At 71.7% G+C, this 24,507-nt stretch carries 17 protein-coding genes; 9 read left to right on the top strand and 8 right to left on the bottom strand.

Annotation, left to right across the window (positions count from 1 at the left end; all coding sequences use genetic code 11):
* The first annotated feature begins 31 nt into the window (after positions 1 to 31).
* Positions 32 to 433: a DUF2237 family protein gene (locus tag ACT01A_RS06795; RefSeq protein ID WP_445151485.1), complete on the top strand. Its 402-nt coding sequence runs from the start codon at positions 32 to 34 to the stop codon at positions 431 to 433.
* A gap of 1 nt (position 434) precedes the next feature.
* The gene (locus tag ACT01A_RS06790; RefSeq protein WP_445151484.1) at positions 435 to 902 is read left to right on the top strand and encodes a nuclear transport factor 2 family protein; all 468 of its coding nucleotides are present in this window, start codon (positions 435 to 437) and stop codon (positions 900 to 902) included.
* A 4-nt stretch (positions 903 to 906) separates the two neighbouring features.
* On the opposite strand, the gene ACT01A_RS06785 is transcribed toward ACT01A_RS06790, so the two are convergent.
* The 3 genes from ACT01A_RS06785 to ACT01A_RS06775 all read right to left on the bottom strand — a co-directional run bounded on the left by ACT01A_RS06785 (position 907) and on the right by ACT01A_RS06775 (position 3,982).
* A complete protein-coding gene (locus tag ACT01A_RS06785; protein ID WP_445151483.1) occupies positions 907 to 1,680 on the bottom strand; it encodes a class I SAM-dependent methyltransferase in 774 nt (257 codons plus the stop codon).
* 231 nt (positions 1,681 to 1,911) lie between these two features.
* Positions 1,912 to 2,649 (bottom strand): FadR/GntR family transcriptional regulator, encoded by a 738-nt coding sequence (locus tag ACT01A_RS06780; RefSeq protein ID WP_445151482.1) that lies wholly within the window; start codon positions 2,647 to 2,649, stop codon positions 1,912 to 1,914.
* Between the two features lies 1 nt (position 2,650).
* Positions 2,651 to 3,982, bottom strand: coding sequence for a glutamine synthetase family protein (locus ACT01A_RS06775; RefSeq protein WP_445151481.1), 1,332 nt, complete (start codon positions 3,980 to 3,982; stop codon positions 2,651 to 2,653).
* Between the two features lie 77 nt (positions 3,983 to 4,059).
* On the opposite strand from ACT01A_RS06775, the gene ACT01A_RS06770 reads away from it, so the two are divergent.
* From ACT01A_RS06770 to ACT01A_RS06755, 4 genes are all read left to right on the top strand, one after another.
* Positions 4,060 to 4,974: a phosphotransferase gene (locus ACT01A_RS06770; RefSeq protein ID WP_445151480.1), complete on the top strand. Its 915-nt coding sequence runs from the start codon at positions 4,060 to 4,062 to the stop codon at positions 4,972 to 4,974.
* Positions 4,958 to 7,435 carry a GcvT family protein gene (locus ACT01A_RS06765; protein WP_445151479.1) on the top strand — a complete coding sequence of 826 codons (2,478 nt, stop codon included), beginning with the start codon at positions 4,958 to 4,960 and terminating at the stop codon, positions 7,433 to 7,435. Before ACT01A_RS06770 ends, ACT01A_RS06765 begins: the two co-directional genes overlap by 17 nt.
* 3 nt (positions 7,436 to 7,438) lie before the next feature.
* Positions 7,439 to 8,827 carry an aspartate aminotransferase family protein gene (locus ACT01A_RS06760; protein WP_445151478.1) on the top strand — a complete coding sequence of 463 codons (1,389 nt, stop codon included), beginning with the start codon at positions 7,439 to 7,441 and terminating at the stop codon, positions 8,825 to 8,827.
* Between the two features lie 114 nt (positions 8,828 to 8,941).
* The gene (locus ACT01A_RS06755) at positions 8,942 to 10,723 is read left to right on the top strand and encodes a glycoside hydrolase family 2 protein (protein WP_445151477.1); all 1,782 of its coding nucleotides are present in this window, start codon (positions 8,942 to 8,944) and stop codon (positions 10,721 to 10,723) included.
* On the opposite strand, the gene ACT01A_RS06750 is transcribed toward ACT01A_RS06755, so the two are convergent.
* Positions 10,720 to 11,223 (bottom strand): DUF1579 domain-containing protein, encoded by a 504-nt coding sequence (locus ACT01A_RS06750; RefSeq protein ID WP_445151476.1) that lies wholly within the window; start codon positions 11,221 to 11,223, stop codon positions 10,720 to 10,722. The genes ACT01A_RS06755 and ACT01A_RS06750 overlap by 4 nt on opposite strands.
* A 58-nt stretch (positions 11,224 to 11,281) precedes the next feature.
* Here ACT01A_RS06750 and ACT01A_RS06745 point away from each other — a divergent pair, with 58 nt between their 5' ends.
* On the top strand, positions 11,282 to 12,250 hold the full coding sequence (locus tag ACT01A_RS06745) for a helix-turn-helix transcriptional regulator (protein ID WP_445151475.1): 969 nt from the start codon (positions 11,282 to 11,284) through the stop codon (positions 12,248 to 12,250).
* On the opposite strand, the gene ACT01A_RS06740 is transcribed toward ACT01A_RS06745, so the two are convergent.
* The 3 genes from ACT01A_RS06740 to ACT01A_RS06730 form a co-directional block, all read right to left on the bottom strand.
* Positions 12,247 to 12,894, bottom strand: a complete 648-nt coding sequence (locus tag ACT01A_RS06740; protein ID WP_445151474.1) for a hypothetical protein — start codon at positions 12,892 to 12,894, stop codon at positions 12,247 to 12,249. The genes ACT01A_RS06745 and ACT01A_RS06740 overlap by 4 nt on opposite strands.
* A gap of 96 nt (positions 12,895 to 12,990) precedes the next feature.
* Entirely contained in the window at positions 12,991 to 14,445 is a 1,455-nt protein-coding gene (locus ACT01A_RS06735; RefSeq protein ID WP_445151473.1) for an acyl-CoA synthetase, read from the bottom strand.
* Positions 14,446 to 14,510: 65 nt separating this feature from the next.
* A complete protein-coding gene (locus tag ACT01A_RS06730) occupies positions 14,511 to 18,407 on the bottom strand; it encodes a PAS domain-containing protein (protein ID WP_445151472.1) in 3,897 nt (1,298 codons plus the stop codon).
* A 115-nt stretch (positions 18,408 to 18,522) separates the two neighbouring features.
* Here ACT01A_RS06730 and ACT01A_RS06725 point away from each other — a divergent pair, with 115 nt between their 5' ends.
* Together ACT01A_RS06725 and ACT01A_RS06720 are read left to right on the top strand one after the other, a co-directional pair.
* Positions 18,523 to 19,740 (top strand): acyl-CoA dehydrogenase family protein, encoded by a 1,218-nt coding sequence (locus tag ACT01A_RS06725; RefSeq protein ID WP_445151471.1) that lies wholly within the window; start codon positions 18,523 to 18,525, stop codon positions 19,738 to 19,740.
* A 577-nt stretch (positions 19,741 to 20,317) separates the two neighbouring features.
* Positions 20,318 to 20,947 (top strand): dihydrofolate reductase family protein, encoded by a 630-nt coding sequence (locus ACT01A_RS06720; RefSeq protein WP_445151470.1) that lies wholly within the window; start codon positions 20,318 to 20,320, stop codon positions 20,945 to 20,947.
* Here the strand turns inward: ACT01A_RS06720 and ACT01A_RS06715 are convergent.
* Positions 20,914 to 24,498 (bottom strand): hypothetical protein, encoded by a 3,585-nt coding sequence (locus ACT01A_RS06715; protein ID WP_445151469.1) that lies wholly within the window; start codon positions 24,496 to 24,498, stop codon positions 20,914 to 20,916. The two genes, ACT01A_RS06720 and ACT01A_RS06715, sit on opposite strands and share 34 nt — an antisense overlap.
* Positions 24,499 to 24,507 lie beyond the last annotated feature (9 nt).

Below are 24,507 nucleotides of genomic sequence, written 5' to 3'. Positions count from 1 at the left end.
GTTGAAGTCAAGCGCCGGCATACTCCGCGCCGTGACCTCCGAGGAGCGCAACGTCCTGGGCGGGCCATTGGAGCCCTGCGGGACCGATCCGCTGACCGGCTTCTACCGCGACGGGTGCTGCAACACCGGCTCCGAAGATCTCGGCTCGCACACGATCTGCGCGGTCGTCACCGCCGAGTTCCTCGAGCACCAGCGCTCGATCGGCAACGACCTCGTGACGCCGATGCCGCAGTACCGGTTCCCCGGGCTGATCCCGGGCGACCGCTGGTGCGTGACCGCGGTCAACTGGCTGCGCGCCTACGAGGACGGGGCGGCGGCCTACGTCGTCCTGGCTTCGACGCACGAGCGCGCGCTGGAGCTCGTGCCGCTGGAGGCGCTGCGCGAGCACGGCGTCGACGTACCGGCCGACCCCACGGGACTAGGAGCAGACTGAGATGAGCCATCCCAACGACGAGTTGATCCAGCGCTTCTACGGCGCGTTCGCGCAGCGCGACGGCGCGGCGATGGCCGCCGCCTACACGCCCGACGCGCACTTCCACGACCCGGTCTTCCAGGACCTGCACGGGGCCGAGCCGGGCGCCATGTGGGTGATGCTCACCGGTCGCGCCCAGGACCTCGAGATCCAGCTGGTCGAGCACGAGGCCGACGACGAGCGCGGCACCGCGCGCTGGCTGGCCGACTACACGTTCGCGACGACCGGACGTCGCGTTCACAACGACGTGCGCGCGACGTTCGCGTTCCGCGATGGGCTGATCGCCGACCACCGCGACGAGTTCTCCTTCCACGGTTGGGCCAAGCAGGCGCTCGGGCCGGTCGGCCTGCTGCTCGGGTGGGCGCCGCCGCTACAGGCGAAGATCCGCGGGCAGGCGCGCGCCGGCCTCGACGCGGCGATGGCGGCCTGAGCGCCTACTCCGCGTCCTGAGGCGTCCGCGCGACCAACACGAGGCGCGTGTTGGTGTCGAACGGTCCGCCGGCGAGGTCGCCGTAGGCGGTGGCCTTCTCGAAGCCGGCCGCGCGGACCATGGCCACCAACTCGGTCGCCGAGTAGACGCGGGTGGCGAAGGTCTGGGACTCGCGGCGGCCGTCGGAGCCGATCAGCGTCTGCGTGTCCTGGGCGATGCCGCCGATCGGGTCGAAGGCGCGCTGCTCCAGCAGGAGGCGGCCCTCGCCAAGCAGCTGCCAGCCGGACTCGTCGAAGGTCCGGACGAGCAGGTCGCGGTGCATCGTCTCGATGACGAGCCGGCCGCCGGGCTTCAGCACCCGCGCGATCTCGGCGAGTACGGCGGTGTCCCCCTCGTCGCCGAGGTAGCCGAGCGAGGTGTACAGGTTGATGGCGGTGTCGAAGGTCCCGTCGGCGAACGGCAGCTCGCGGTAGTCGCCGAGGACCCACGTCGGCGCCTCGCTGCGCCGTTTGGCTTCGGTCAGCAACGCTGCCGCACGGTCGACGCCGGTGACGTCGAACCCGTCTTCGGCGAGGGGGATCGCGTGGCGCCCGAAGCCGCATGGGACGTCGAGCAGGCTTCCGCCCTCAGGCGTCCTGGCCAGCTCCGCGGCGGCCCGTGCCTGCTCGCGCGCGGCCTCCGCCTCCCGCCGCGACTCGGCTGCGTGGACGTGCAGGTAGAACTCGCTGAAGAACGCGTCCCAGGTCTCTTGCGTGCTCGGTGAGCGACGTTCGGCCATGTGGTCGGCTGAGTCTAGGACGCCTAGCGTTGGTGGTTCTTCGCTCCTCGAGGGTGTGAAGCCGCTGTGGTGTGGTCATCCGTCGTCGCCTCGGGGCGGGGTTCGGGGCCGAAGCGATGATCCGGGTCGAGTTATCCGTAACTATTCCGGCTAACGCGACCCGGATCCCGATTTGAGGGATGCGGGTCGCTCAAAGCTCGTTTGTGCAGCTCTCAGCGACCCCGTGCCAGCTCAGTCCGAAGCGCCCGGCAAGAGCCCCGCCAACACCAGCTCCGTGCCGCGCAAATGCTCGGCCATGATCCGCACCGCGCCGTCCGCATCCCGCGCCCGGATTCGCGTCAGCAGCTGCGCGTGCTGTGCGTTGGCGTGCTCCAGGATCTCCGGCGGGTGTGGGATGTAGGAGATGAGGTCGGTCATCTGGCCCTGGGCTTCGGTGGCCAGCGCGACCAGCCGCGGAGAACGGGTCGACTCGGCGAGCGCGATGTGGAAGCGGACGTCGGCTTGGCGGTAGCCGGGGAAGTCGACGGCCATGTCGTCCATCGCGGTCACGAGCTCGTCCAGCGGCGCCAGCTCGTCCTCGGTCGCGCGCACGGCGGCCAGCGCCGCGATGCCGAGCTCGACGCCCAGCCGGACGTCGCAGGCGCCCTGCCAGGACTCGAGCACGCCCCGCGACGGAGGATCCGCGGGCGGTGGGCGCTCGGCGACGAACGTCCCGCCGCCGCGTCCGCGGACCGCGTGCAGATGGCCGGACTGCGCCAGCGCCGTCAACGCTTGACGCAGCGTGGAGCGCGAGATCTCCAGCCGCGTGCACAGCTCGCGCTCGGCCGGCAGCCGCGCGCCCGGGGCCAGCAGCCCCAGCTTGATCGCGGTCCCGAGGCGCTCCAGCGTCTCCTCGAAGGCCGTCTGGGAGCGCACCGGCGCGAAGACGGTCTCGAACGTTGGTAGGTCGCTGGACGTGGAAAGGCTCATCTCACAAGCGCTCGAAACCGCGCACTCGTTCCCAATCGGTGACGGCCGCATCGTATGCGGCCAGCTCGACGTCGGCCATGTTGAGGTAGTGGGCGACGACCTCCTCGCCCAAAGCGGTACGCGCGATCTCGGATCCGGCGAACAGCTCGCGCGCCTCGCGCAGGTTCGTCGGCACGTGGTCGACGTCCTCGGCGGTGTAGGCGTTGCCCTCGCACGCGGGCGGGAGCGACAGGCCCTGCTCCACGCCGTGCAGCCCCGCGGCGATCAGCCCGGCGAGCGCCAGGTACGGGTTGACGTCGCCGCCCGGCAGACGGCACTCGAAGCGCTTGCCCGGCCCGTGGCCCACGACGCGAAAGGCGCACGTCCGGTTGTCGTTGCCCCACGCCACCGCGGTCGGCGCGAAGGACCCGGCCGCAAAGCGCTTGTAGGAGTTGATGTTCGGCGCCAGCAGCAGCGTCAGCTCCTTCAGCCCCGCGATCGCGCCCGCCAGGAAGGACGAGAACAACGCGTCATCCTCGGCGAAGACGTTCTTCCCGTCCTCATCAGCCAGCGACAGGTGCAGGTGGCACGAGTTGCCCTCGCGCTCGTCCCACTTCGCCATGAACGTGATCGACGACCCGTGCTGGGCCGCGATCTCCTTGGCCCCGTTCTTGAACACCACGTGCCGGTCGCACGTCGTCAGCGCGTCGCTGTAGTGGAAGTTGATCTCGTGCTGGCCGAAGTTGCACTCGCCCTTGGAGTCCTCCACGCGCATCCCCGCGCCGGCCATCGCGTTGCGGATCGACCGCAGCAGCGGCTCGACCCGCGTCGTGCCGAGGATCGAGTAGTCCACGTTGTAGCGGTTGGCCGGCGTCAGCCCGACGTAGCCGCGGTCCCACGCGTCCTCGTAGGAGTTCTCGAACAAGATGAACTCCAACTCGGAGCCCGCGTTGGCGGTCCAGCCCTTCTCGGCCAGCCGCGCCAGCTGCGCGCGCAGGACCTGGCGCGGGGAGGCGACCACGTCGGAGCCGTCCTGCCACTGCAGGTCGACGAGGCAGAGCGCCGTCCCCTCCAGCCACGGGACCAGCGCCAGCGTGTCGAGATCCGGCGCCATCACGAAGTCGCCATACCCCTTCGTCCACGAGGACATGGCATAGCCGTCGACCGTGTTCATCTCCACGTCGACGGCGAGCAGGTAGTTGCAGGCCTCGGCGCCGTGCTCGACCACCTCGTCTACGAAGAACCTCGCGTGCATCCGCTTTCCCTGGAGGCGGCCTTGCATGTCGGTCAGGCACAGGAGCACCGTGTCGACTCGTCCGGCTTCCACCTCGGCGCGCAGCTCGTCAAGCGTCATATGTCGCGAAGGTATATGCAGCGCACCATTGACCGCAAACCCTCGGCCGCTCTAGGGTCGCGGGCGGCACCCCACGTATGGCCCCGCCGCGCGCCGTCATCGACGCAGTCCAGGACCGCCTCGGCCCGCTCGCGGCGCCGCCGGTCGCGCTGGGCGGCGGCATCACCAACCACAACTTCCGCGCCACGTTCGGCGACCACGACGTCGTCATCCGCGTCGCCGGCGCCGAGACCGAGCTGCTCGGGATCGATCGCGCCGCCGAGCACGTCGCGACCGAGGCGGCCGCCAAGCTCGACGTCGCGCCCGCCGTTCTGGCGTTCCTGCCCCAGCACACGTGCCTGGTGACGCAGTTCGTCGCCGGCACGCCGGTCCCGGACGCGCAGCTGCGCGACCCGCCGGTGCTGCCCGCGGTGGCGAAGGCGCTGCGGGCCTTCCACGAGCACGCGCCCGCGCTGCCGACCAGCTTCGACGTCCCGCAGATCGCCCGCGACTACCTGGCGCTGGCCCGCGAGCGCGGCGTCACGCCGATGCCGGCCGCATGGGACGCCGCCCGCCTGGCCGAGACGATCGCCACCGCGGTGCGTGGCCATCCCGAGCACGCGGTCGTCCCGTGCCACGACGACCTGCTCAACGCCAACATCTTGGGCGACGGCACGCGCGTCTGGCTGGTCGACTGGGAGTACGCCGGGATGGGCGACCGCTACTTCGACCTCGGCAACCTGTCCATCAACAACGGCTTCACCGAGGCCGACGACCGCGCGTTGTTGTCCGCCTACTGGGACGAGCCCGCGACCGACCGCCGCTTCGCCGCGCTGCGCCTGATGCGCGCGATGTCCGACGTGCGCGAGGCGCTCTGGGGCACGGTCCAGCAGGCGATCTCCGAGCTGGACTTCGACTTCGCCGCCTACTCCGAGAAGCACCTCGGACGCCTGGCGGCGACCACCGCCGATCCCCGATTCGAAGGCTGGCTGCGCGATGCCGCGACCTCGTGAGCTCCCCGACCGCGCCCGCGTCGTCGTCATCGGCGGCGGGGTGGGCGGGGCGTCGATCGCCTACCACCTGGCCCAGTTGGGCGAACGCGACGTCATCGTCGTCGACCGCGACGAGCTGACGTCGGGCTCGACGTTTCACTCCGCCGGGCTGGTCGGCCAGCTGCGGTCGTCGGTCTCGCTGACGACCATGATGATGTACTCGGTCGAGTTGTACCGGTCGCTCGACTGCGGGTGGGTGGAGTGCGGCGGGATCCGGCTGGCGTGCACGCCGGAGCGCGAGCAGGAGGTCCACCGGCAGGTCGCGTGGGCGCGGACGTTCGGGCTGCCGCTGGAGACGATCTCCGCGGGCGAGGCGCGCGAGAAGTTCCCCTTGATGGTCGAGGACGACGTGCGGGTGGCGTCCTATCTGCCGACCGACGGGTACCTGGACCCGTCGCAGCTCACGTACGCCTTGGCGGAGGGCGCGCGCGAGGGCGGCGTGCAGATCTTCACCCACACGCGGGTGACCGGGATCGACGTGGGCCCGGACGGTCGCGTGTGCTGCGTGCGCACGCAGTGGGGCGACGTCGAGTGCGAGCGCGTCGTGATCGCCGGCGGCATGTACGCCGCGGAGCTGGGGCGCCTGGCGGGCGTGCGGATCCCGATCGTCCCGATGGCGCACGAGTACCTCGTCACGCAGCCGTTCCGGGACCGTACGGACGGCGCCTGGCACCTCCCGACGCTGCGCGATCCCGACAACCTCATCTACTTCCGCGAGGAGGGTGCCGGCCTGGTCATGGGCGGCTACGAGCGCGCCTGCGCGCCGTGGGCGCTGGACGACAACTTGGTCGACGCGATTCCGCCCGACTTCAACGGGCGCCTGCTCGAAGAGGACTGGCCGCGCTTCGAGGAGATCGCGGTGGCGTCGAAGGCGCGCGTGCCCGCGATGGAGGACGTCAAGGTCACCAAGTTGATCAACGGCCCAGAGGCGTTCACCCCCGACAACGAGTTCTGCCTGGGGGAGACCGCGGTCGGCGGGCTCTTCGTCGCCGCCGGGTTCTGCGCGCACGGCCTGGCGGGCGCAGGCGGGATCGGCAAGGTGATGGCCGAGTGGATCGTCGCCGGCGAGCCGCAGATGGACCTCTGGCGCATGGACATCCGGCGCTTCGGCCCGCAGTACCGGTCGCCGTCCTACACCTTGAAGCGCACCAAGGAGGTCTACGAGACCTACTACGACATCCACTACCCCAACGAGGAGCGCCAGGCGGGGCGGCCGCTCAAGGTGTCGTCGAACTACGCATGGCACCAGGAGCACGGCGCGGCGTTCGGGGAGAAGTCGGGGTGGGAGCGGGTCAACTGGTATGAGTCCAACGCGGCAGGCGAGGGCGCCGATCCCGACCTGCGGCCCCGCGGCTGGGCCGGCCACCACTGGTCGCCCGCGATCGGCGCCGAGCACCGCGCCTGCCGCGAGCGCGCCGCGCTGTTCGACGAGTCCTCGTTCAGCAAGATGGAGGTGTCGGGTCCGGGCGCCGCGCTGTTCTTGGAGTCCTTGTGCGACAACCACGTCGCACGCGAGGTCGGTCGCATCACCTACACCCAGATGCTCAACGCGCGCGGCGGGATCGAGTGCGACTTCACGGTCACGCGCGTGGCGCAGGACGTCTTCCAGATCGTCACCGGCACCGCGTTCGGCCAGCACGACCGCGCCTGGATCGCCAAGCACGCGCCGCGCGACGGCTCCGTGACGATCACCGACACCACGAGCCGCTGGGCGTGCTTCGCGCTCTGGGGGCCGCGCGCGCACGACGTCCTCGCGCCGCTCACGCCCGACCCGCTCGACTTCCCCTACATGTCGACGCGCGAGATCGTCGTCGGCGACGTCCCGGTGCGCGCGCTGCGCGTCACGTTCGTCGGCGAGTACGGCTGGGAGCTCTACGCGCCGACCGAGTACGGCGCCGCGCTGTGGCGCGCGCTGTGGGAGTCGGGCGAGCCGCATGGCCTGGTCGCCGGCGGCTATCGCGCGATCGACTCGCTGCGCTTGGAGAAGGGTTATCGCGTCTGGGGCGCGGACATCACGCCCGATCAGACGCCCTACGAGGCCGGCCTCGGGTTCTGCGTTCGGCGCGGCGCGGAGGATGTCGCGTTCCTCGGCCAGGACGCGCTCGATGCTGAGTCGGAGCGCAAGCTCGTCTGCCTCGTCCTCGACGACCCGCGCTCGGTCTGCCTGGGCAACGAGCCCGTCGCGCTGGACGGCGCGGTCATCGGCCGCGTGACCAGCGGGGGCTACGGGTACACGCTGAACGCCTCGATCGCGTACGCCTATGTGCCGGCGGCCCACTCCACCCCGGACACCCGCGTGGACGTCGACGTGTTCGGAACGTGGGTCGGCGCGCGAATCGCACGGGAGCCGTTGTACGACCCGGAGTCCGCACGCGTGAAGGGGCTCCAGACAGGAGTGCCGACCACCCCTACCATCAGGTGAACCATGGCTGCAAACGCTGACCCCATCACGATCGACCGCACCCGGATCGCCGAGCTGACGGAGCGCGAGACCCAGCGCCTCAACGAGGCGACCAAGGGCAGCGGCGACACCTTCAAGCGCGCCAACGAGCACCTCGCCTCGGGTGTTGCGTCCTCCTACCAGGTCCGTGAGCCCTGGCCGATCTACCTCGAGCGCGGCGCGGGCCCGAAGGTCTGGGACGTCGACGGCAACGAGATGTGGGACTTCCACAACGGCTTCGGCTCGATGGTCCAGGGCCACGCGCATCCGGCGATCGGCGCCGCGATCAAGGAGCGCTACGAGCTCGGCACGCACTTCGCCGCGCCGACCGAGGACGCGATCGTCGTCGGCAACGAGCTCGCCAAGCGCTGGGGTCTGCCGAAGTGGCGCTACACGAACTCCGGCTCGGAGTCGACGATGGACGCGATCCGGATCGCGCGCGCCGCGACCGGCCGCGACGACGTCCTGAAGATCTTCGGCAGCTACCACGGCCACCACGACACCGTCATGGTGTCCATCGGCGTCGAGTACGACAAGATCGGCGACCACGACCACCCGGTCTCGCTGGCCTACGGCGGCGGCATCCCGCAGTCGACGGTCGACCACGTCTTCGCCGTGCACTTCAACGACGCGGACTCGATGGACCGCCGCATCGAGGAGCTCAAGGCCGACGGCCGCCTGCCCGCCTGCGTGATCATGGAGGCGGCGATGATGAACCTCGGCGTCGTCCTCCCGGAGGACGGCTACCTCGAGGCCGTTCGCGAGATCACCAAGAAGCACGGCATCGTCCTGATCTTCGACGAGGTCAAGACCGGCCTGACCGTGGCGCCCGGTGGCGCGACCGAGAAGTACGGCGTCCTGCCCGACATGGTGACCTTGGCCAAGGCGCTGGGCGGCGGCCTGCCGTCGGGCGCGATCGGCATGAGCGAGGAGCTCGCGAAGGTCGTCGAGGACGGCACCGTCTACCAGGTCGGCACCTACAACGGGAACCCGCTCGGCATGGCCGCGACGCGCGCGAACTTGTTGGAGGTGTTGACGCCGGAGGCCTACGAGCACCTCGACGCTTTGAACGAGCGCATCCTCGCCGGCTGCGAGGGCGTCATCGAGAAGTACAACCTGCCCGGTTACGGCGTCGGCATCGGCTCCAAGGGCTGCGTCACCTTCGCGACGAGCAAGGTCATTGACTACGAGACCTTCAAGGCCCAGCAGGACGCCGCCATCGCCGAGCTGGCCTGGTTGTACAACATGAACCGCGGCATCTTCATGACGCCGGGCCGCGAGGAGGAGTGGACGCTCTCGGTGACCCACACCGACGAGTCCGTCGACGCCTACATCGCGGTCTTCGACGAGATGGCGGCCGACTTGACCGCCTAGAGGGCGGCCAAGTCGGCTTGCGGGAACGGCCCAGAGGGCCTTTCCCGCGGGCGATCGGAGGATCGTCCGTACGAGGACCGCCACCATGGCGGTCCTCGTCTCGTTCCGGGGTGGATGAGCCTGTGGAAGGCGGGCACGGTTGCCCTCGCGCTGTTCGCGCTCGTCGCCGGACTGGTGGCGGGCGCGAAGGCACGCCCGGACGCGCCCGCGGTCGTCGCAGCACGCGTGGATCCGGAGCATCCTCCGATGACGTGGGGCGGGCCGGACGGGCGGCGCGCGCTGGATGGTGTCTGGACCGTGGACGGACGGCGGCGCGTGCACGTGCCGTACTCGCCCAACGCGGGGTCCTTGACCGCGGCGTCCTACGCGGGCGGCGTGGCGACGTACCGGACGACGTTCGCGGTGCGCGGCGGGCGGTACGCGCTGCGGTTCGAGGCGGTCAACCACCGGGCGACGGTGTGGGTCGACGGGCGCGTGGTGGCGCGACATGTGGGCGACTCGCTGCCGTTCGAGGCACGGGTGACGCTGGCGCGAGGGCGGCACCGGCTGACCGTGCGCGCCGACTGGCGCGACCCGGATGCGATGAAAGCGACCGGTTGGCATCGCGCGTGGTTCAACTACGGCGGGATCGTGCGCGAGGTGACGATCCGGCCGGTCGGCGAGGTCGAGCTGGAGGCGCCCGCGATCGTGACGCGGCTGGCGCGCGGTGGCGGCGCGGCGCTCGTGGACGTCTCGGTGCGCGTGCGCGGACGCCTCCGCGGGCGGGTCGAAGGGACGCTCGGCGGCGAGCCGCTCGCGTTCGACCCGGTCGGCGCCGACCGGGTGGCACGGGCACGCCTCCGCGTGGAGCGGCCAGACCTGTGGTCGCCGTCGCATCCCGCGCTTCACACGCTCCACCTCCGCGCTGGCGGCGCGGGGTGGACCGAGCGCGTCGGGCTGCGCGAGCTGCGCTGGGACGGCGGGAAGTTGAGGATCAACGGGCGCGTTGTGACGCTGCACGGCGCGTCGATCCAGGAGGACGCGGCGGGGCGCGGCACCGCGTTGCGCCCGAGCGACATGGACAACCTGGTCGCGCGGCTGCGGGCGATCGGTGCCAACGCGACGCGCGCGCAGCATCCGCTGTCGCCGGCGTTGTTGGAGCGGTTGGACGCGGCCGGCGTCCTCGTCTGGCAGGAGATCGGCCCGATGGAGGGCCCGGGGAAGTGGGCGTCGACGACGCCGGCGCTCCGCCGTGTCGCTCTGCGCCGCGACATCATCAGCGTCGAGCAGACCCGCACGCACCCGTCGATACTCGCCTGGAACCTCGCCAACGAGGCATCGCACCAGGGCGCGGCCGGCGGGCAGGCGGCCTACATCCAGCGGGCCGCGCGGCTTGTTCATGCACTCGATCCCGGCCGTCCGGTCGCGCTCGACGTCTGGGGCCGCGGGCTGCCCGCTGACGACGACGGCCCGCTCTATCGCGACATCGACGTCTTCGGCGTCACGATGTACGAGGGCTGGTACGAACGTCCCGGCGAGCCGCGCGGCGCGGTCGTCGCAAACCTCAGCCGCCGCCTCGCCGTCGCCCACGCGATCTTCCGCGACCGCGTCCTCGTGCTCACCGAGTTCGGGGCCGAGGCCAACACCTTGAACGCGCCCGGCTCGCCCGGCTCCGAGACCTACCAGGCGCGCTTGATCGCCGACCAGCTCCGCGCCCTGCGCGCCGACCGGCGGTTGTCAGGGTGGTTGGTCTGGGCGCTGCAGGACTTCGCGCTGACGCCCACGTTCGGCGGCGGCTCGGCCGGGCGCGCCATGCCGTCGCTACGGCTCGTGCCGGGGATCAACGCCAAGGGGTTGTTCACCTACTACGGGCGGGCGAAGCCGGCCGCCGAGGTCGTGCGCGCGTTGTCGCGCTAGGCAGGCCGCCGCGTCAGGTCCATCGTCCAGTTCCAGTCCCAGGTCGCGCCGCCGTCAGATGAGAACGCCTGCTCCCAACGGGCGAGGTCGTCGCCGTCTCGGGTCCAGCGGAAGCGCACGTCCAGCGCCGCGCCGTCGGCGTCGGCGATCGTCGCGCGGAAGTCGCCCTTGTCGCCGTCCCAGGCGCCGACCATCGGGCGCCAGTCGGGATCGGCGTAGTTGGAGAGCCAGACGATCGACCACTGCTCGGTCGTGGCGTCGTAGGCCCGGACGGTGACGGCCTTGACGTGGCCGCGGCCAGGGAAGTCCGGGGCGTCGTAGTGGTCGATCTGGACGAGGTCGTCGACGGCCATCGAGACCGTGCAGGTGGCGGCGAACTCCTGCCAGACGCCGTCGGGGTCGCGGCGGCGGTTAGCGACGTCCCAGACGCCGCCGGCGAGGAAGGCGAAGTTGTTGGTGGCGGCGGGGCGGGCGGTGATGATCGGGCTCAGGCGGCTCATGGGTGGCGGAGGCTAGATCGGATTTAGGTCCATTTCGGCCCTATAAGGTTGCGGTGCGATGTCGCGTCCCGCCACACGGCTGCTGGCGTTCCTGGAGCTGCTGCAGAGCGCGCCGGCGGTCGGCGGCGCCGATGTCGCGGCGCGCCTGGGCGTCGATGGCCGCACGGTGCGCCGCTATGTCGAGGCGTTGCAGGAGCTCGGCATCCCGGTCGAGGGCCAGCGCGGTGCCGGCGGCGGCTACCGGCTCGCGCCTGGATACCGGCTGCCGCCGCTGATGCTCGGCGACGACGAGGCGGTCGCGGTCGTCGCCGGCCTGCTCGCGGTCCGGCGGCTCGGGTTGGCGGGTGCAGAGCCAGGGCTGGCAAAGGTCCGGCGGGTGCTGCCGGCGACGCTGCGGCGGCAGGTCGAGGCGCTGGAGAGCGTCGTGGCCTTCACCGACGTGGACGCGTCCACGATCCCGCCGGTCGGCGCGACGCTGCTCGTGCTCGCTGACGGCGCGCTGCGTCACCGGCGCGTCGCGGCGACCTACACGCCGCCCAACGGCGGAGCGCGGCGCCGCGAGCTGGATCCGTTCGGCGTCGTCGTGCACTTCGGGCGCTGGTACGTCAGCGCGCGGGCGGCCGAGAGCGGGGAGGCGCGGACGTTCCGGGTCGACCGGCTGAGCGACGCCGTCCTCAGCGCGCCGGCCGCGCCGCCACCGGCGGGCTTCGACGCGGTAGCGGCGGTGACGCGCTCGCTGGCCCGCGTGCCGTGGGCGCACGCGGTGGAGGTCTGGCTGGACGCGTCGGCGGAGGCGATCGCGGAGCGCCTGCCCGCGGGGCTCGCGGAGCTCAGCGAGGACGAGGGCGGCGGCACGCTGCTGCGCATGCGCGCCGATTCGCTGAGCTGGGTCGCCGAGGTGCTGGCCGGGCTCGGCTGCGCGTTCGTCGTCCACACGCCGGAGGCGCTGCGCGACGAGGTGCGCGCCGTGGCGCGGCGGCTGACCGAGTCGGCCGCCGCCGCGCCGGGCGACGCTCCGGCGCGCTAGGAGCGCTCGTCGATGACCTTCGCGCCCGGGTGCGGCGCGAGCTTCAGCAGCTTCGCCGCGCCGCGCCCGTGGTGGGTGCGGGTGTAGGTCAGGCGCGTGTCCTGCTTGAACGTGCCGTTGGTCGTGACGCGCTGGACGAGGTAGCCGGTGCGCTGGTCGACCAGGTCGGTCTCCTGCGTGGCCGGGTCGTCAGAGCACGGCAGCTGCGGCTGGTCGACCATCTTGTAGCGGTCGATACCGTCGGCGCTGCCGACCTTGACGTAGCAGCCCTTCGCGACGCCGTCCTGGAAGTACTTGGCCTCCTGGGCGGGCGTCGGGTCGAGCGGCTCGTCGAAGCCGTCGCGCAGCGTGATGGTGTTGGTCGACGCGTCGAAGGCCTTCCAGATCCGGGGCGAGACCGCGTTCTCGGTCTTGACCGCGCCCGTCGCCTCGTCGGCGTAGACGTAACGGCTGCCGTGCGCGCCGACGAAGCCGGTCATCGACGTCGTTCCGTCGTTGCCGGCCGAGCCGGAGATCGTCGTGACCTTGTTGTACTCCAGGACGCTGGAGCTGCCGCCGTGGGCCGAGGCCGAGGTTACGGGTGCGGCGACAGCGAGCGAGGACGCAATCGCGGCGGCGGCCGCGATGGTGCGAGTAATCGACATGATGATGAACCTCCGGGGGGTTGGGAGTGGGGTCGTTCATCGGTCGAACGGGGCGGGCGGGGACGACGTGCCGAGCCGCCGTCTGCACAAGAACGCTCAGCTTCCCGGAGCGTCTTCGCGCAGCAGCGCGCGGCGGATCTTGCCGGAGGTCGTCTTGGGCAGGTCGTCGGCGAACTCGACGATGCGCGGGTACTTGTAGGGCGCGGTCGACTCCTTGACGTGGTCCTGCAGCTCGCGCGCGAGCTCGTCGGAGGAGGAGTGGCCCTCGCGCAGGACGACGATCGCGCGGACGACCGAGCCGCGCTCGTCGTCGGGTGCGGCGACGACGGCGGCTTCAGCGACGGCGGGGTGGGCGACGAGCGCGGACTCGACCTCGAAGGGGCCGATGCGGTAGCCGGCGGAGATGATGACGTCGTCGGTGCGGCCCTCGAAGAAGAGGTAGCCGTCGTCGTCCTGTAGGACTCGGTCGCCGGTGCGCCAGATGCCGGTGGGCGGCTCGTTGCCGATGTAGTTGAGGAAGAACGTCGGAACGGTGGCGGGGTCGGCGACCAGCTCGCCGTCCTCGATCCAGAGCTTGACGCCCGGCAGCGGGCGGCCCATCGAGCCGGGACGGGCGGGTTCACCGTCGAGGTTGCCGGTCATCTGGCCGGTCTCGGTCTGGCCGTAGCCGTCGCGGATCTCCAGGCCGGTGGCGGCGTGCCAGAGTTGGAGGACTTCGGGGTTGAGCGCCTCGCCCGCGGCGACGAGGCCGCGCAGGTCGAGGAAGGCCTTCAACTCGACCCGCTTGGCGATCACGCGGTACTCGGTCGGCGCCATGCACAGCACGTTGACGCGCTCGCGCTCGAGGATCTCCAGGCGCTCGGCGGGGTCGAAGCGCGCGTCGTGCAGGAGCGCCGCCGCGCCGCGCAGCCACGGCGCGATGAACACGTTGCGCGCGCTCTTGGACCAGCCGGACGCCGCGGTGCACCAGACGAGGTCACCGGGGCGGGCGCTGAGCCAGTGCTCAGCTTGTAGGCGTTGCCCGTCGAGGTACTTCTGGCCGTGCAGGACGGCCTTTGGCTCGCCGGCGGTGCCGCTCGTGAACGTGATTAGGCACGGGTCCAGTGGGTCGAGCGCCGCGGGGGCTGGTACCGCCCGCGCCTCGGGCGCCGGCCAGTCCATGACGCCCGGCGCCCAGATCGTCGGCCCATCCCAACCGGCCTCGCGCAACACCGCCTCGTTGCGCCCGTCGGCGACGACCGCACGCGGCCGCGTGACTTCCAGGCGCAAGGCAAGGTCCTTGGGTCGCAGCTGCTCCGTGCACGGCAGGACGACGTAGCCCTGGCGGAAGCACGCGACCATCGCGACGACCCAGTCCGGCTGGTTGCCGACCAGCGTCAGCACGACGTCGCCGCGCCGCACCCCTTGTTGATGCAGATGCGCCGCCATCGTCCGGACCGCACCCGCGACCGCCCCGAACCGGTGCTCCCGCCGCGCGCCATCCCGCGCCAGCTCGACCAGCGCCAGCGCGTCCGGATCCGCACCTTCAACGACCTCCACGGCGAAGTTCATCGCCTGAGAACCCTAAATGCTGCTGCGAAATTCCCGCGGCCGTGCTCGCACGCCCGCCGGGCGCTCTAGAAGCGGCCGGCCGTCGAGGCCAGCTCGACCTCGATCGAGCCCAGGCGCTCGGCGAGGCGGACGGCGACGGCGGAGAGGGTGGCGAGGAGCTCGGGGTCGGCGGGGTCGCGGGTCTCGCGGACGAGCTCCAAGACGGCGAGGACGCGGCCGTCGGGGTGGGCGACGGGGACGGTGGCGAGGGTGCCCAGCTCGGCCCAGGCGGCGGAGCGGGAGCGCGGGCAGGCGAGCATCTCCTCGGTGTCGGCCCAGTGCGCCTCGCCGGAGCCGGCGGCGGCGGGGACGAGGCCGTCCTCGAGGTGCGCGCGCCAGGCCATGGTCTCCCAGGCGTCCAGGCCCGCCATGTAGGCGCTCCACGTCTCCGAGCAGGAGAACGTGCCGGCGCCGTTGGCGTCCTGCCAGAGCGCGCCGCCCTTCCAGCCGGTGGCGGTCGCCAACGCCTGTAGCGCGGCGCGGCCGGCGGCGCGGGGGGAGGACGCCTTGGCCAGCGCGCGGTCGAGGTCGTCGAGCGCGTCGGGGGTGAAGCCGGGCGGCGGGCCGTCGGGCTCGTCGGGTGCTGCGAAGGCGAACGCCTTGGCCTGGGCCGCGGCGACCGCGAGCGGCGGTAGTGCCGGGCGGCCGTTGGAGTACGGCGAGGTCATGATCGCCGGGACCTGCGCGATCACCGGCGCCGGCGGCACGTCCGCGAGGCGGCGCTCGGCCAGCTCGCGGGCCTCGCGCTCGGCGTCCAACAGCGCCTGCAACTCATCACGGGCGGCGAGCGCCAGATCGAGGTCGTGGCGCAGCGTCGCCACTTCATCATCAACTTGAGCTTCGGCGCGGACCAGCGCGGCGCGCGCCTCGTCGCGGGCCATGGCGGCCTCGTCGTGGCGGCGCTCGGCGTCGTCGGCGCGCAGCTCGGCGACTTCGGCGCGGCGGTGGGCCTCGGCGGCGACGGCCTCGGCCGCGTCGGCGCGCGCCGCGACCTCGTCCAGCCGCTCGCCCGCGCCCGCGGTCGCCTCCTGCACCGCGTTGACCAGCGCGTTGTCGCGCTCGATCCGGACGGCGTCGGCGTCAGCCAGCGCGTCGTCGCGCGCGGACTCCGCGGCGGCCAGACGCTCCAGCGCCTCGTCGCGCTCGCGTTCGGCGTTGGCGGCACGCAGCAGCGCCTCGTCGGCCGCGGCCTGCGCCTGGGCGGCGACGGCCTGCGCGGCGCCGAGGTCCTCGGCGGCCTGGACCCGCGCGTGCTCGGCGGACTGCGCCTGGGCGAGTGCATGAGCGACCTGGGCGTCGGACGAGCCCAGCGCATCCGCGGCGGCGGCACGGGCGGCCTCGGCCTCGCGGGCGTGGCCCTCGGCGGCAATGACGCGCGCCTCGGCCTCCTCGACGGCGGACTCAAGCGCCTCCAGGCGGGCGACCTGGGTTTCGGCGGCGGACAGCCGGTCGGCGAGCGCGTCGCGGTCGGCGTGCGCCTGCCAGAGCGCGGCCTCGGCCTGCTCGCGGGCGGCGTCGGACGCGGCCGTCTGGTCGCGCAGCTCGGCGGCCTGCGCGGCGTGCTCCTCGGCGGTGGCGAGGCGGGCGGCGAGGTCGTCGCGTTCGGCGACCAGCGCGTCGCGCTCCTCTGGTGCGGCGGCGAGCGCCGCGTCGCGCTGCGACTCCGCCGCGGCGAGCGCCTCGATCGCCTGCGTGCGCGTGTTCTCGGCGGCTTCGCGGCGCTGCTCGGCTTGCGCCAGCGCGTGTGCCGCCGCGTCGACGTCCGCGCGCAGCGTCTCGACCTGCGCGAGCGCCTCGTCGCGTTCGGCCTCGGCGCTGCGCAGGGCCTCGCCGGCGTCACCGCGATCGGCCTCGGCGGCGTGCGCGCGGGCCAGGAGCTCCTCGCGGGCGGTCTCGGCGGCGGCCAGGCGCGTGTCGGCCTCGGCGCGCGCGGCCTCGAGCTCGGCGAGCCGCCCCGCGGCCTCCTCGGCGACGGAGCGGTGATGGTCAAGCGCCTCGCGGGTGCGGGCGTGGGCGTCGCGGACGCGGTCGCGCTCCAGCTCGGCGGTGCGGCGCGCCTCGCGCTCGGCGGCCAACTCGGCGACCGCGGCCTCGCCACCGGCGGCGGCGCCCAGCGCCTCCTCCTCTAGCGCAGCGGCGCGCTCGCGCTCGGCGGCGACGCGGCGGTCGGCCTCCTCGGCGAGCTGCGCCACCCGCTCGTGCTCGGCGGCGAGACGGGCGTCCGCGGCGGCGAGCGCCTCCTGCGCGGCGGTCAGCTCGCGCGACAACGACTCGGCCCGCTCGCGCGCGTCGGCGACGGCGGCCTCGGCGGCGGCGCGGGACTCGCGCTCGGCCTCCAACGCCGATGCCAGGCGCTCGGAGTCACCGGCGCCCGAACGCGCCTCCTCCAGCTCGCGCAGCAGCTGCTCGGTGCGCTCGTGCGCGCCGTGCAGCGCGCGCTCCAGGTCTTCGCGGCGGGCATCGGCGGCCGCCGCGGCATCGGCAGCCGTCCGTGCCGCGTCCTGCGCCGCGCCAAGTTCGCCGCCGAGCCACTCGGCGCGGCCGCGCTCCTGCTCGAGCTCCTTGGAGGCGACGTCGAAGCGGTCGCGCATCGCCGCGACCTCGGCATCCAGCTCGGCGCGCGAGGCGATCGTCTCGTCGAGCAGGCGCTTGAGGTCGTCGTGCTCGTGGTGCAGCGACGCCAGCTCGGTGGCGAAGCCCTCGCGCGCGGCGATCGCCTCGGCCAGCTCTTCGGGCGACGCGGCGGCGGCGCCGGACCGAAGTCGCTCGACCTCGGCCTCGGCCTCCTTGGCCCGCGCCTTCAGCTCCTTGCGGGAGGCGCGGACGTCCTCCAGCTCGGCGGCTAGCGCCTCGGCGTGGGCCGCGGCTTCGCTCAGTTGAGCCTCAACGCTGCCCCGGCCGTCGCGGATCCCGGCCAGCTCGGCGTCGAGCTCGTCGCGGCGCTGCGCGGCGGCGGCCAGCTCGGACTGCAGGACCTCGCAGCGGCCGCCGAGGTCGGCGACCTGGCGTTGCAGGTCGGCGTCGCCGGAGCGTGCGGCCTCCAGCTCGCCGGACAGCAGCCCGGCGCGGTCCTGCGCGTCGGTCAGCTCGCGGGCGACCTCCTCGAAGCGGGCGGTCGCGTCGGCGACGCGCGCCTCGGCCTCGGCGGCACGGGCGCGCGCGGCCTCCAGCTCGGCATCGAGCGACGACGTGTGGTCGCGGACGGAGGAGAGCTGGGCGCCGAGATCCTCGACGCGCGCGGCGGCTTCCTCGCGCTCGGCCTCGGCGCGGGCGGCCTCGGCGCGGAGGCGCTCGAGCTCCTCGGCGGCGCGCTCGAGCTGCTCGTTGGCGGTGCGCTGGGCGATCTCGGCCTCGAGGCGCGCCTCGCGCTCGACGGCCAGCGCCTCGCGAGCGGCGAACGCCTCGGCGTCGGCGGCCTCGCGCGCGGTGCGCTCGGCGATGAGGTCTTCAGACGGCGCGGTGAGGCCGGCGGTCGCGACCTGGCCGACGGACGCCTGTAGCTTCTCGCGCTGCTCGCGGCCCACCTCGCGCTCGTCGCCGGGCGCCATGACCACGCAGATCGCCCACGGCTCGCCGTTGTCGTAGACCGGGAAGCGGCAGGCGCGCATCGCGCGGCGACCGTCGCGGGCCAGCACGGTCTCGCGGGCGTCGAGGTGGCCGTGGGCCTCCAGGACGAGCGCGTCCAGCTCGGCGACGCGGTGGGCGACGTCGGCCGGCTGTAGGGCGTTGTCGGTCTTGCCGACCAGGCGCGAGGCCTCCAGGCCGACGAGGTCGGCGAACGCCGGGTTGACCGCCACGTAGCGGCCACCGGCGTCGCGCACGCAGGCCGGAAGGGTCGCGTCGAGAAGGGCGTCGGCAAGGGCTCCGAGGCGCTGGGCGGCGCCGCCGTTGGGGTTCGGCTCGGTCACGTCTGGGCCCCTCATCGACCCCAGAACCCGGTGCGTCGGATTGTTGGCGCCTACCGCGGACGAACGTTCGGGTGTCCGCCGGTAACCTTCCCCGCCCGACCTGACCAGACGGATCCCTTGGAGCACGGACATGGCTGTTGAGACCACGAGCGTCTACAACGACACGACCGACGAGCAGAAGGCCATCATCGAGATGGTCCGACAGTTCGTCGACGAGCAGATCATCCCGAACGCCGAGCACTACGACGGCGCTGACGAATACCCGGCCGAGATCGTCGAGCAGCTGAAGGAGCTCGGCCTCTTCGGCATCACGATCCCGGAGGAGTTCGGCGGCCTCGGCCTCGACCTCACGACCTACGTGATGGTCGTTGAGGAGCTGTCGCGCGGCTGGATCTCGATCTCCGGCGTGATCAACACGCACTTCATCGGCTCGTACCTGTTGTTGAAGTACGGCAACGACGAGCAGAAGCAGAAGTACCTGCCGCGCATGGCGACGGGCGAGATCCGCGCCGCGTTCTCGTTGAGCGAGCCCGAGCTGGGCTCCGACGTCCAGGCGATCAAGACGACCGCCAAGAAGATCGACGACGGCAACTACGAGATCAACGGCCAGAAGATGTGGGTCACGAACGGCTTGATGTCGTCCTTGGTCTTCCTGCTGGTCAAGACCGACCCTGATGCGGAGCCGCGCCACAAGGGCTTCACGTGTTTCATCACGGAGAAGGAGGCGGGCGTGTCCGAGAACACGGGCGCCTACGCCGGCCTGACGGTGCCCCCGAAGATCAAGAAGATGGGGTACAAGGGCGTCGAGTCCACCGAGTTGGTCTACGACGGCTACAAGTGCGGCGGCGAGCAGATCCTCGGCGGCGAGGACGCAGGCCTGAACTCCGGCTTCGCGCAGATGATGGACGCGCTCGAGGTCGGTCGCGCCAACGTCGCCGCGCGTGGTGTGGGGTTGGCGCAGCGCGCGCTGGAGCTGGCGCTGAAGTACTCCCAGGAGCGCAAGACGTTCGGCAAGCCGATCGCCCAGCACCAGGCGATCCAGTTCAAGCTCGCCGACATGGCCACGCAGCTCGACGCGGCGCGCCTGTTGACGCGGCGCGCGGCGATGATGAAGGACGCGGGCATCCGCTCCGACATGGAGGCCGGCATGGCCAAGCTCTTCGCTTCCGAGGCCGCGCGGTTCTGCGCCGAGGAGTGCCTGCGCATCCACGGCGGCTACGGGTACTCGAAGGAGTACGAGATCGAGCGGATTTACCGCGACGCGCCGCTGCTGCTGATCGGCGAGGGGACGTCGGAGATCCAGCGCATGGTGATCGGCAAGAAGCTGTTGCAGCGGCACAAGATCTAGGCGCCTTCGTAGCGCTTGCGGTGCCTCGGGGCGCGGCCGGTTGGCCGCGCCCCGTTGTCGTTGTGGGGCGTTGGGCGTCGGTGGCGCTCAGTTCGGGGCGTGGGTGGTGGTGCGGGGCGTTGGAGAGGGCGGCGAGGGAGTGAAGCCGGTCGGCGTGGCGACCGCCGGGTGTCGTCCGCGGGCGTCGTGTCGGCTCGGGGAGGGTTCGGGCCCGAATGAGGGCTCGTCGTCGCAGTCATGGGTACGTTGACCGGGATATTCCCGGTCAACGCGCCTTTCGGGCAGTCGCTCACCGATGAGCGGCACTTGACCCGTGTATATCGCGGGTTGAGTGCCATTCGGTCGACGGTTCGCATCTAACCCGCCATATACGCGGGTTAGATGCGATCGGTTGACACTTCGGCCCCGAACCGCCCTCTCCGCGCCCTACACCACGCCCGAGGACGACCGATGGCGGTCGCCACGCCAACCCGGCTTCACTCCCTCGCCGCCCTCTCCAGCGCGCCGCACCACCCCCAGCGCCGCGAGCTGGGCGCCGCGGACGATGAGTTCGGCGCCAGGTGCGAGTCTTGACGGCATGACCAAGGTCACGAGCCAAATCACGGTGTCGCTCGACGGGTTCATGGCGGGCCCGGAGCAGAGCGAGGAGAACCCGCTCGGGATCGGCGGGGAGCGTCTGCACGAGTGGTTCATGGGACAGCGGGAGCGGCATCCCGTGGACGAGAAGGTCGCGAGGACGCTGCTTGATGGCAACGGCGCCTACGTCATGGGCCGGAACATGTTCGGGCCGATCCGCGGAGAGTGGAGTGGCGATTGGCGCGGGTGGTGGGGTGAGGAGCCGCCGTACCACGTGCCTGTCTACGTCCTGACGCATCACGCGCGGGAGTCGGTGGAGATGGAGGGCGGCACCGTCTTTCACTTCGTCACCGAAGGCTTCGACGCGGCGCTGGCCAGCGCGCGCGAGGCGGCCGGGCCGACGAAGAACGTCTGCATCGCCGGCGGCGCATCGATCGTCAACCAGGCCCTCCAGGCCGACGTGCTCGACGAGCTCTACGTGCACTACGCCCCGATCACGCTCGGTGGGGGAGAGCTGTTGTTCGCGCCCGGCGCGTTGGGCGACGCGCGGCTGGAGGTCGTGGAGTCGATCTCCTCGCCGTACGCCACCCACGTCCGCTACCAGAGGGCGATCGGGACCTCGCCGAGGTAGCGCGTGTCCTTGGTCAGCACGACCGCGTGCTGGCCAAAGCCGCCCTCCTTCTTCACGGTCGCGAGCATGTCCTTGATCATCTGCTCGGTCGAGACGCCCTTGGGCGCGACGAACTTGGCGATGCGCTGCAGGAACGGGATGCCGACGTCCTCGGGCAGGAACGGCAGGCCGAACTTCGATTGCAGGAAGCCGGCGTGGGCGGCGTCGGCGTCGTCCATGACCAGCGTGGCGCCGTGCTCGGCGAGGTCGGTGGTCACGCCAGCGGCGCGGGCCTTGATGTTGCGGTCGATGTAGCGCTTCATCACGAAGTCGCGCTCGGCGGCGTCCAACGGTCCGAGGATCGGCTTGCCCGCCGCGTCGCGGCCCAAGACCTTCGACACTCCGACCGCGTCGGCGTCCACGCCCTGGGCCAATGCCTTGCTCGAGTTGACCACCGTCTTGGTGTTGACGACCTTGCCGCCGCGGCCCATGTCCTTGACGACGATCTGGTACTTCTTGACGCGGATCAGGTAGGCGTCGGCGTACTTGCCCTCGACCTTGACCAGCTCGAACTCCGCCTTGACGAAGCGCTGTAGGCCGGGCGCGGGCTCGCCCGCGATGTTGGTGCCGCCGGGCCACGGCTTGTCGTCGAGCGGGACCTCGCCCTCCTTGCCGATCAGCTTCTTCAACTTGGAGGTCTTGGAGTTGGCCGCCGGGTTCTTCCACTCCGCGTTGGCCTTCAGCGCGTTCTCGTACTCCTGGAGCGCCGCCGCCTGGCGCGTCTTGCTGAGGTTCTTGAAGCCCGGGATCTTGTCCGGCGAGACCTTCGGCTTCCAGAGCACGGCCTCACCGAGCGCGTCGGCGGGCATGCCGGCGTCGATCATCGCGGGCTTGCCGGTCTTCTGGCCGGTCATCTCCAGCTTGGCGACCGCCCCGGGCTTGCGCAGCTCGGTGGACGGCTTCAGCACCTCGGCCAGCTCGATCTCGCGGCCGAAGGTGTTGGCGAAGTCGCCCTCGATGCCCTCCAAGATCGCCGCCTTGGCGTCGAGCGTCACCTCGGGCACACCGCCGACGTTGGGCAGCTTGTACACGTTGCCGTAGTCGGAGGACTGCACGAGCGTCGCGCCCTCGGTGTTCTTCAGCGCGTTCTCCTCCAACAACGCCGCGGCCTCCTCGCCGCTGAGCCCGACGTCGAGCGCCTTCTTGGTGTCCTTGACCGCCCTCACGCCCTTGGCGAGCTTGCCGGTCTCGTCCACCACCTCGGTCGCCTTGGCCAGGTTGAGCAGCGCCGCGCCCTTCTTGGTGAGCTCGACGACCTTGCCGCCCGAGGTCACGAGCTTGGTGGCCGCGCCGCCGACGACCGTGTCGGCAACGACCTCCATGCCGCCGTTGAAGATCTTGGCGTCGAGCTCGGCCGACTCGCGCTCCCAGAGCAGCGGCTGGGTGTCGGCGTACTTGGCGATCCGCGCTCGCGCTGCCGCGTCGCGCTCAAACGGCGCCGAGACCATGTCGGCGAAGTCCTTGGCGCCCTGGTCCATGTTCGCCAGCGTGTAGATGACCGCCTGGCCGTCGTTGAGGAGGTTGCTGGCCTCGTTCTTCGTCCAGTTGGCGTAGGACGTGGTGTCCTTGACCACGCCGTCGGAGAAGGCCAACACCATCGCCTCGGCCTCCTCGCGCTGGTCCTTCGACGCGCTGTTGATGATGTAGCTGAGCCCGAGCGCGCTCTCGCCCCAGGCGAGCTTGACCTGCTCCTTGGCGCCCTCGCCGAGGTCGCCCCACTTCTTGACGTACTTGGAGACGCCCTTGCCGACCTCCTCCATGAACGCCTTGTTGTAGGCGTCGTACATCTGGTCGGCGCTGACGTCCTTGATCGACCCCTTCGGGAACTGCGCTGCGGTCGCGCTCGGGGCGCGGCCCATCAGCAGCGCGCGAGCGACGTCGATCTGGCCGATGACGTTCTTCTTGGCGGTGCCGAACCAGCGCTTGCGCGTGGCCGGGCTCATCACCTTGCGCAGCTCCTTCTGCATCGCCTCGCCGCGCTTGTCCCAGCCCTTGTAGAACTTGCGCGCCAGCGACAGCATCAGCTGGTCCATGCCCTGCACGCGCGCCCACTGCGCCAGCGAGGCGTTCAGCCGCGCGGCCTGTGTGACCGTCAGCTTCAGCGAGCCCTTGGCCTCCTGCGCGGTGCCGTCCACGGCCTTGCCGGTGATCTTGGAGATCGCCGCCGCGACACCGTCGGTCAACGCGCTGAGCCGGTAGTCGAAGGTCTTGCTCTCGCCCGGGCCGAGCGTCGACGGCAGCGCGCCCGCGGGCCGCGACATCACGCCGACGTGCGCGATCGAGCGGCCGTCGAGCGTCAGCGGCGCGCCGCCCGCGTACTCGATGTCCTTGATCGTCTGCGTCGTGCTCGTGTTCTTCAGCGTCACGTGGACGTCGAAGGCCTCCGACTCGGTCAGGCCGCCCTCGCCGAGCACGCGGCCGTCCAGCGCGGTGGCCGACAGCTCGACGTCGAGCGTGTCCTGGCCGGTGCCGATGCGGTAGGACGGGGCGTCGCTCTGCCCGCCCCCTTCCGTGACGCGGCCGATGATGTAGGCGCCGTCGGAGGAGATGTCGGTGGCGGTGACCAGCGTGCCCGTCGCGCCCGGCGCCATCGTGTTGAGGTCGACCGGCGTTCCGTCAGGCCGCCACAGCGTCGCGTGCGAGCCCTTCTCGTCGTAGGAGTGGCCCACGACCGTGCCGTCGTCGGCGATCGCCTCGGCCCAGGCGTTGGTGTCGCCCGGCAGCGGTTGAAGCTCGACGATCGTGGAGCCGATCGCCTTGGCGGGCAGGCTGCTGCCGGCCTTCCGGCCCAGGACGACGCCGGACGGCGTGAGCCCGCGGGGCGAGGGGCTGAAGCCGGGCAGGTCGGTGATCGCGCCGACCGAGGACACCAGCCGCGCGCCGCCGCTGCACGAGAGCAGGACCGTGCCCGCGTCGTTGATGGCCACCGGCGGCTGGACGATCCCGTTCGGGGTGCAGGCGGCAGGGACCGGGGTGACGACGGACGACCCGGCCGCGGCCGTGACGGTCTTGCCCTCCGAGAAGCCGAGCACGACGCCGGCGTTGTTGATGGCGACCGGCTGCGTCACAGGCGTCCAGACACAGGGGGAGGTGTCGGCCTCGTGCGGCAGGCCGCCGAGCTCGGTGAGGACGCCCGCGCCGGCCCAGACGATCCCGCGCGAGACCAGGTGCTGCCAGTACGTGCAGTTCGACGCCGGGTTGTAGTAGGAGCTGGTCCCGAGAACCCGGCCCTGGTCGTTGATGTCGATCCCGGTGACCCTCACGGACTCCGCCGGCGAGGCCGGCAGCCTCGTGTAGGAGCCGTTCCAGGTGAACGCCACGTGCGTCTCGTTGGGATCGGCGAGGTCGTAGGACGCCTCCACCATCACGATGCCGTCCCGGTTGACGGCTCGCGGCTCGACGTAGCCGTACGGCTTCTGGAACTCGACGTAGTCGGCCGAGGCCGGGACGGCGGACGCGGCCGCGGCGAGCGCGGAGGCGAGCAGGGCCAGGGCGAGAACGCGGCGCAGCATGGCGCGCGA

The organism is Baekduia sp. Peel2402, assembly GCF_052567285.1.
This window is presented reverse-complemented; position numbering and strand designations above follow the sequence as displayed.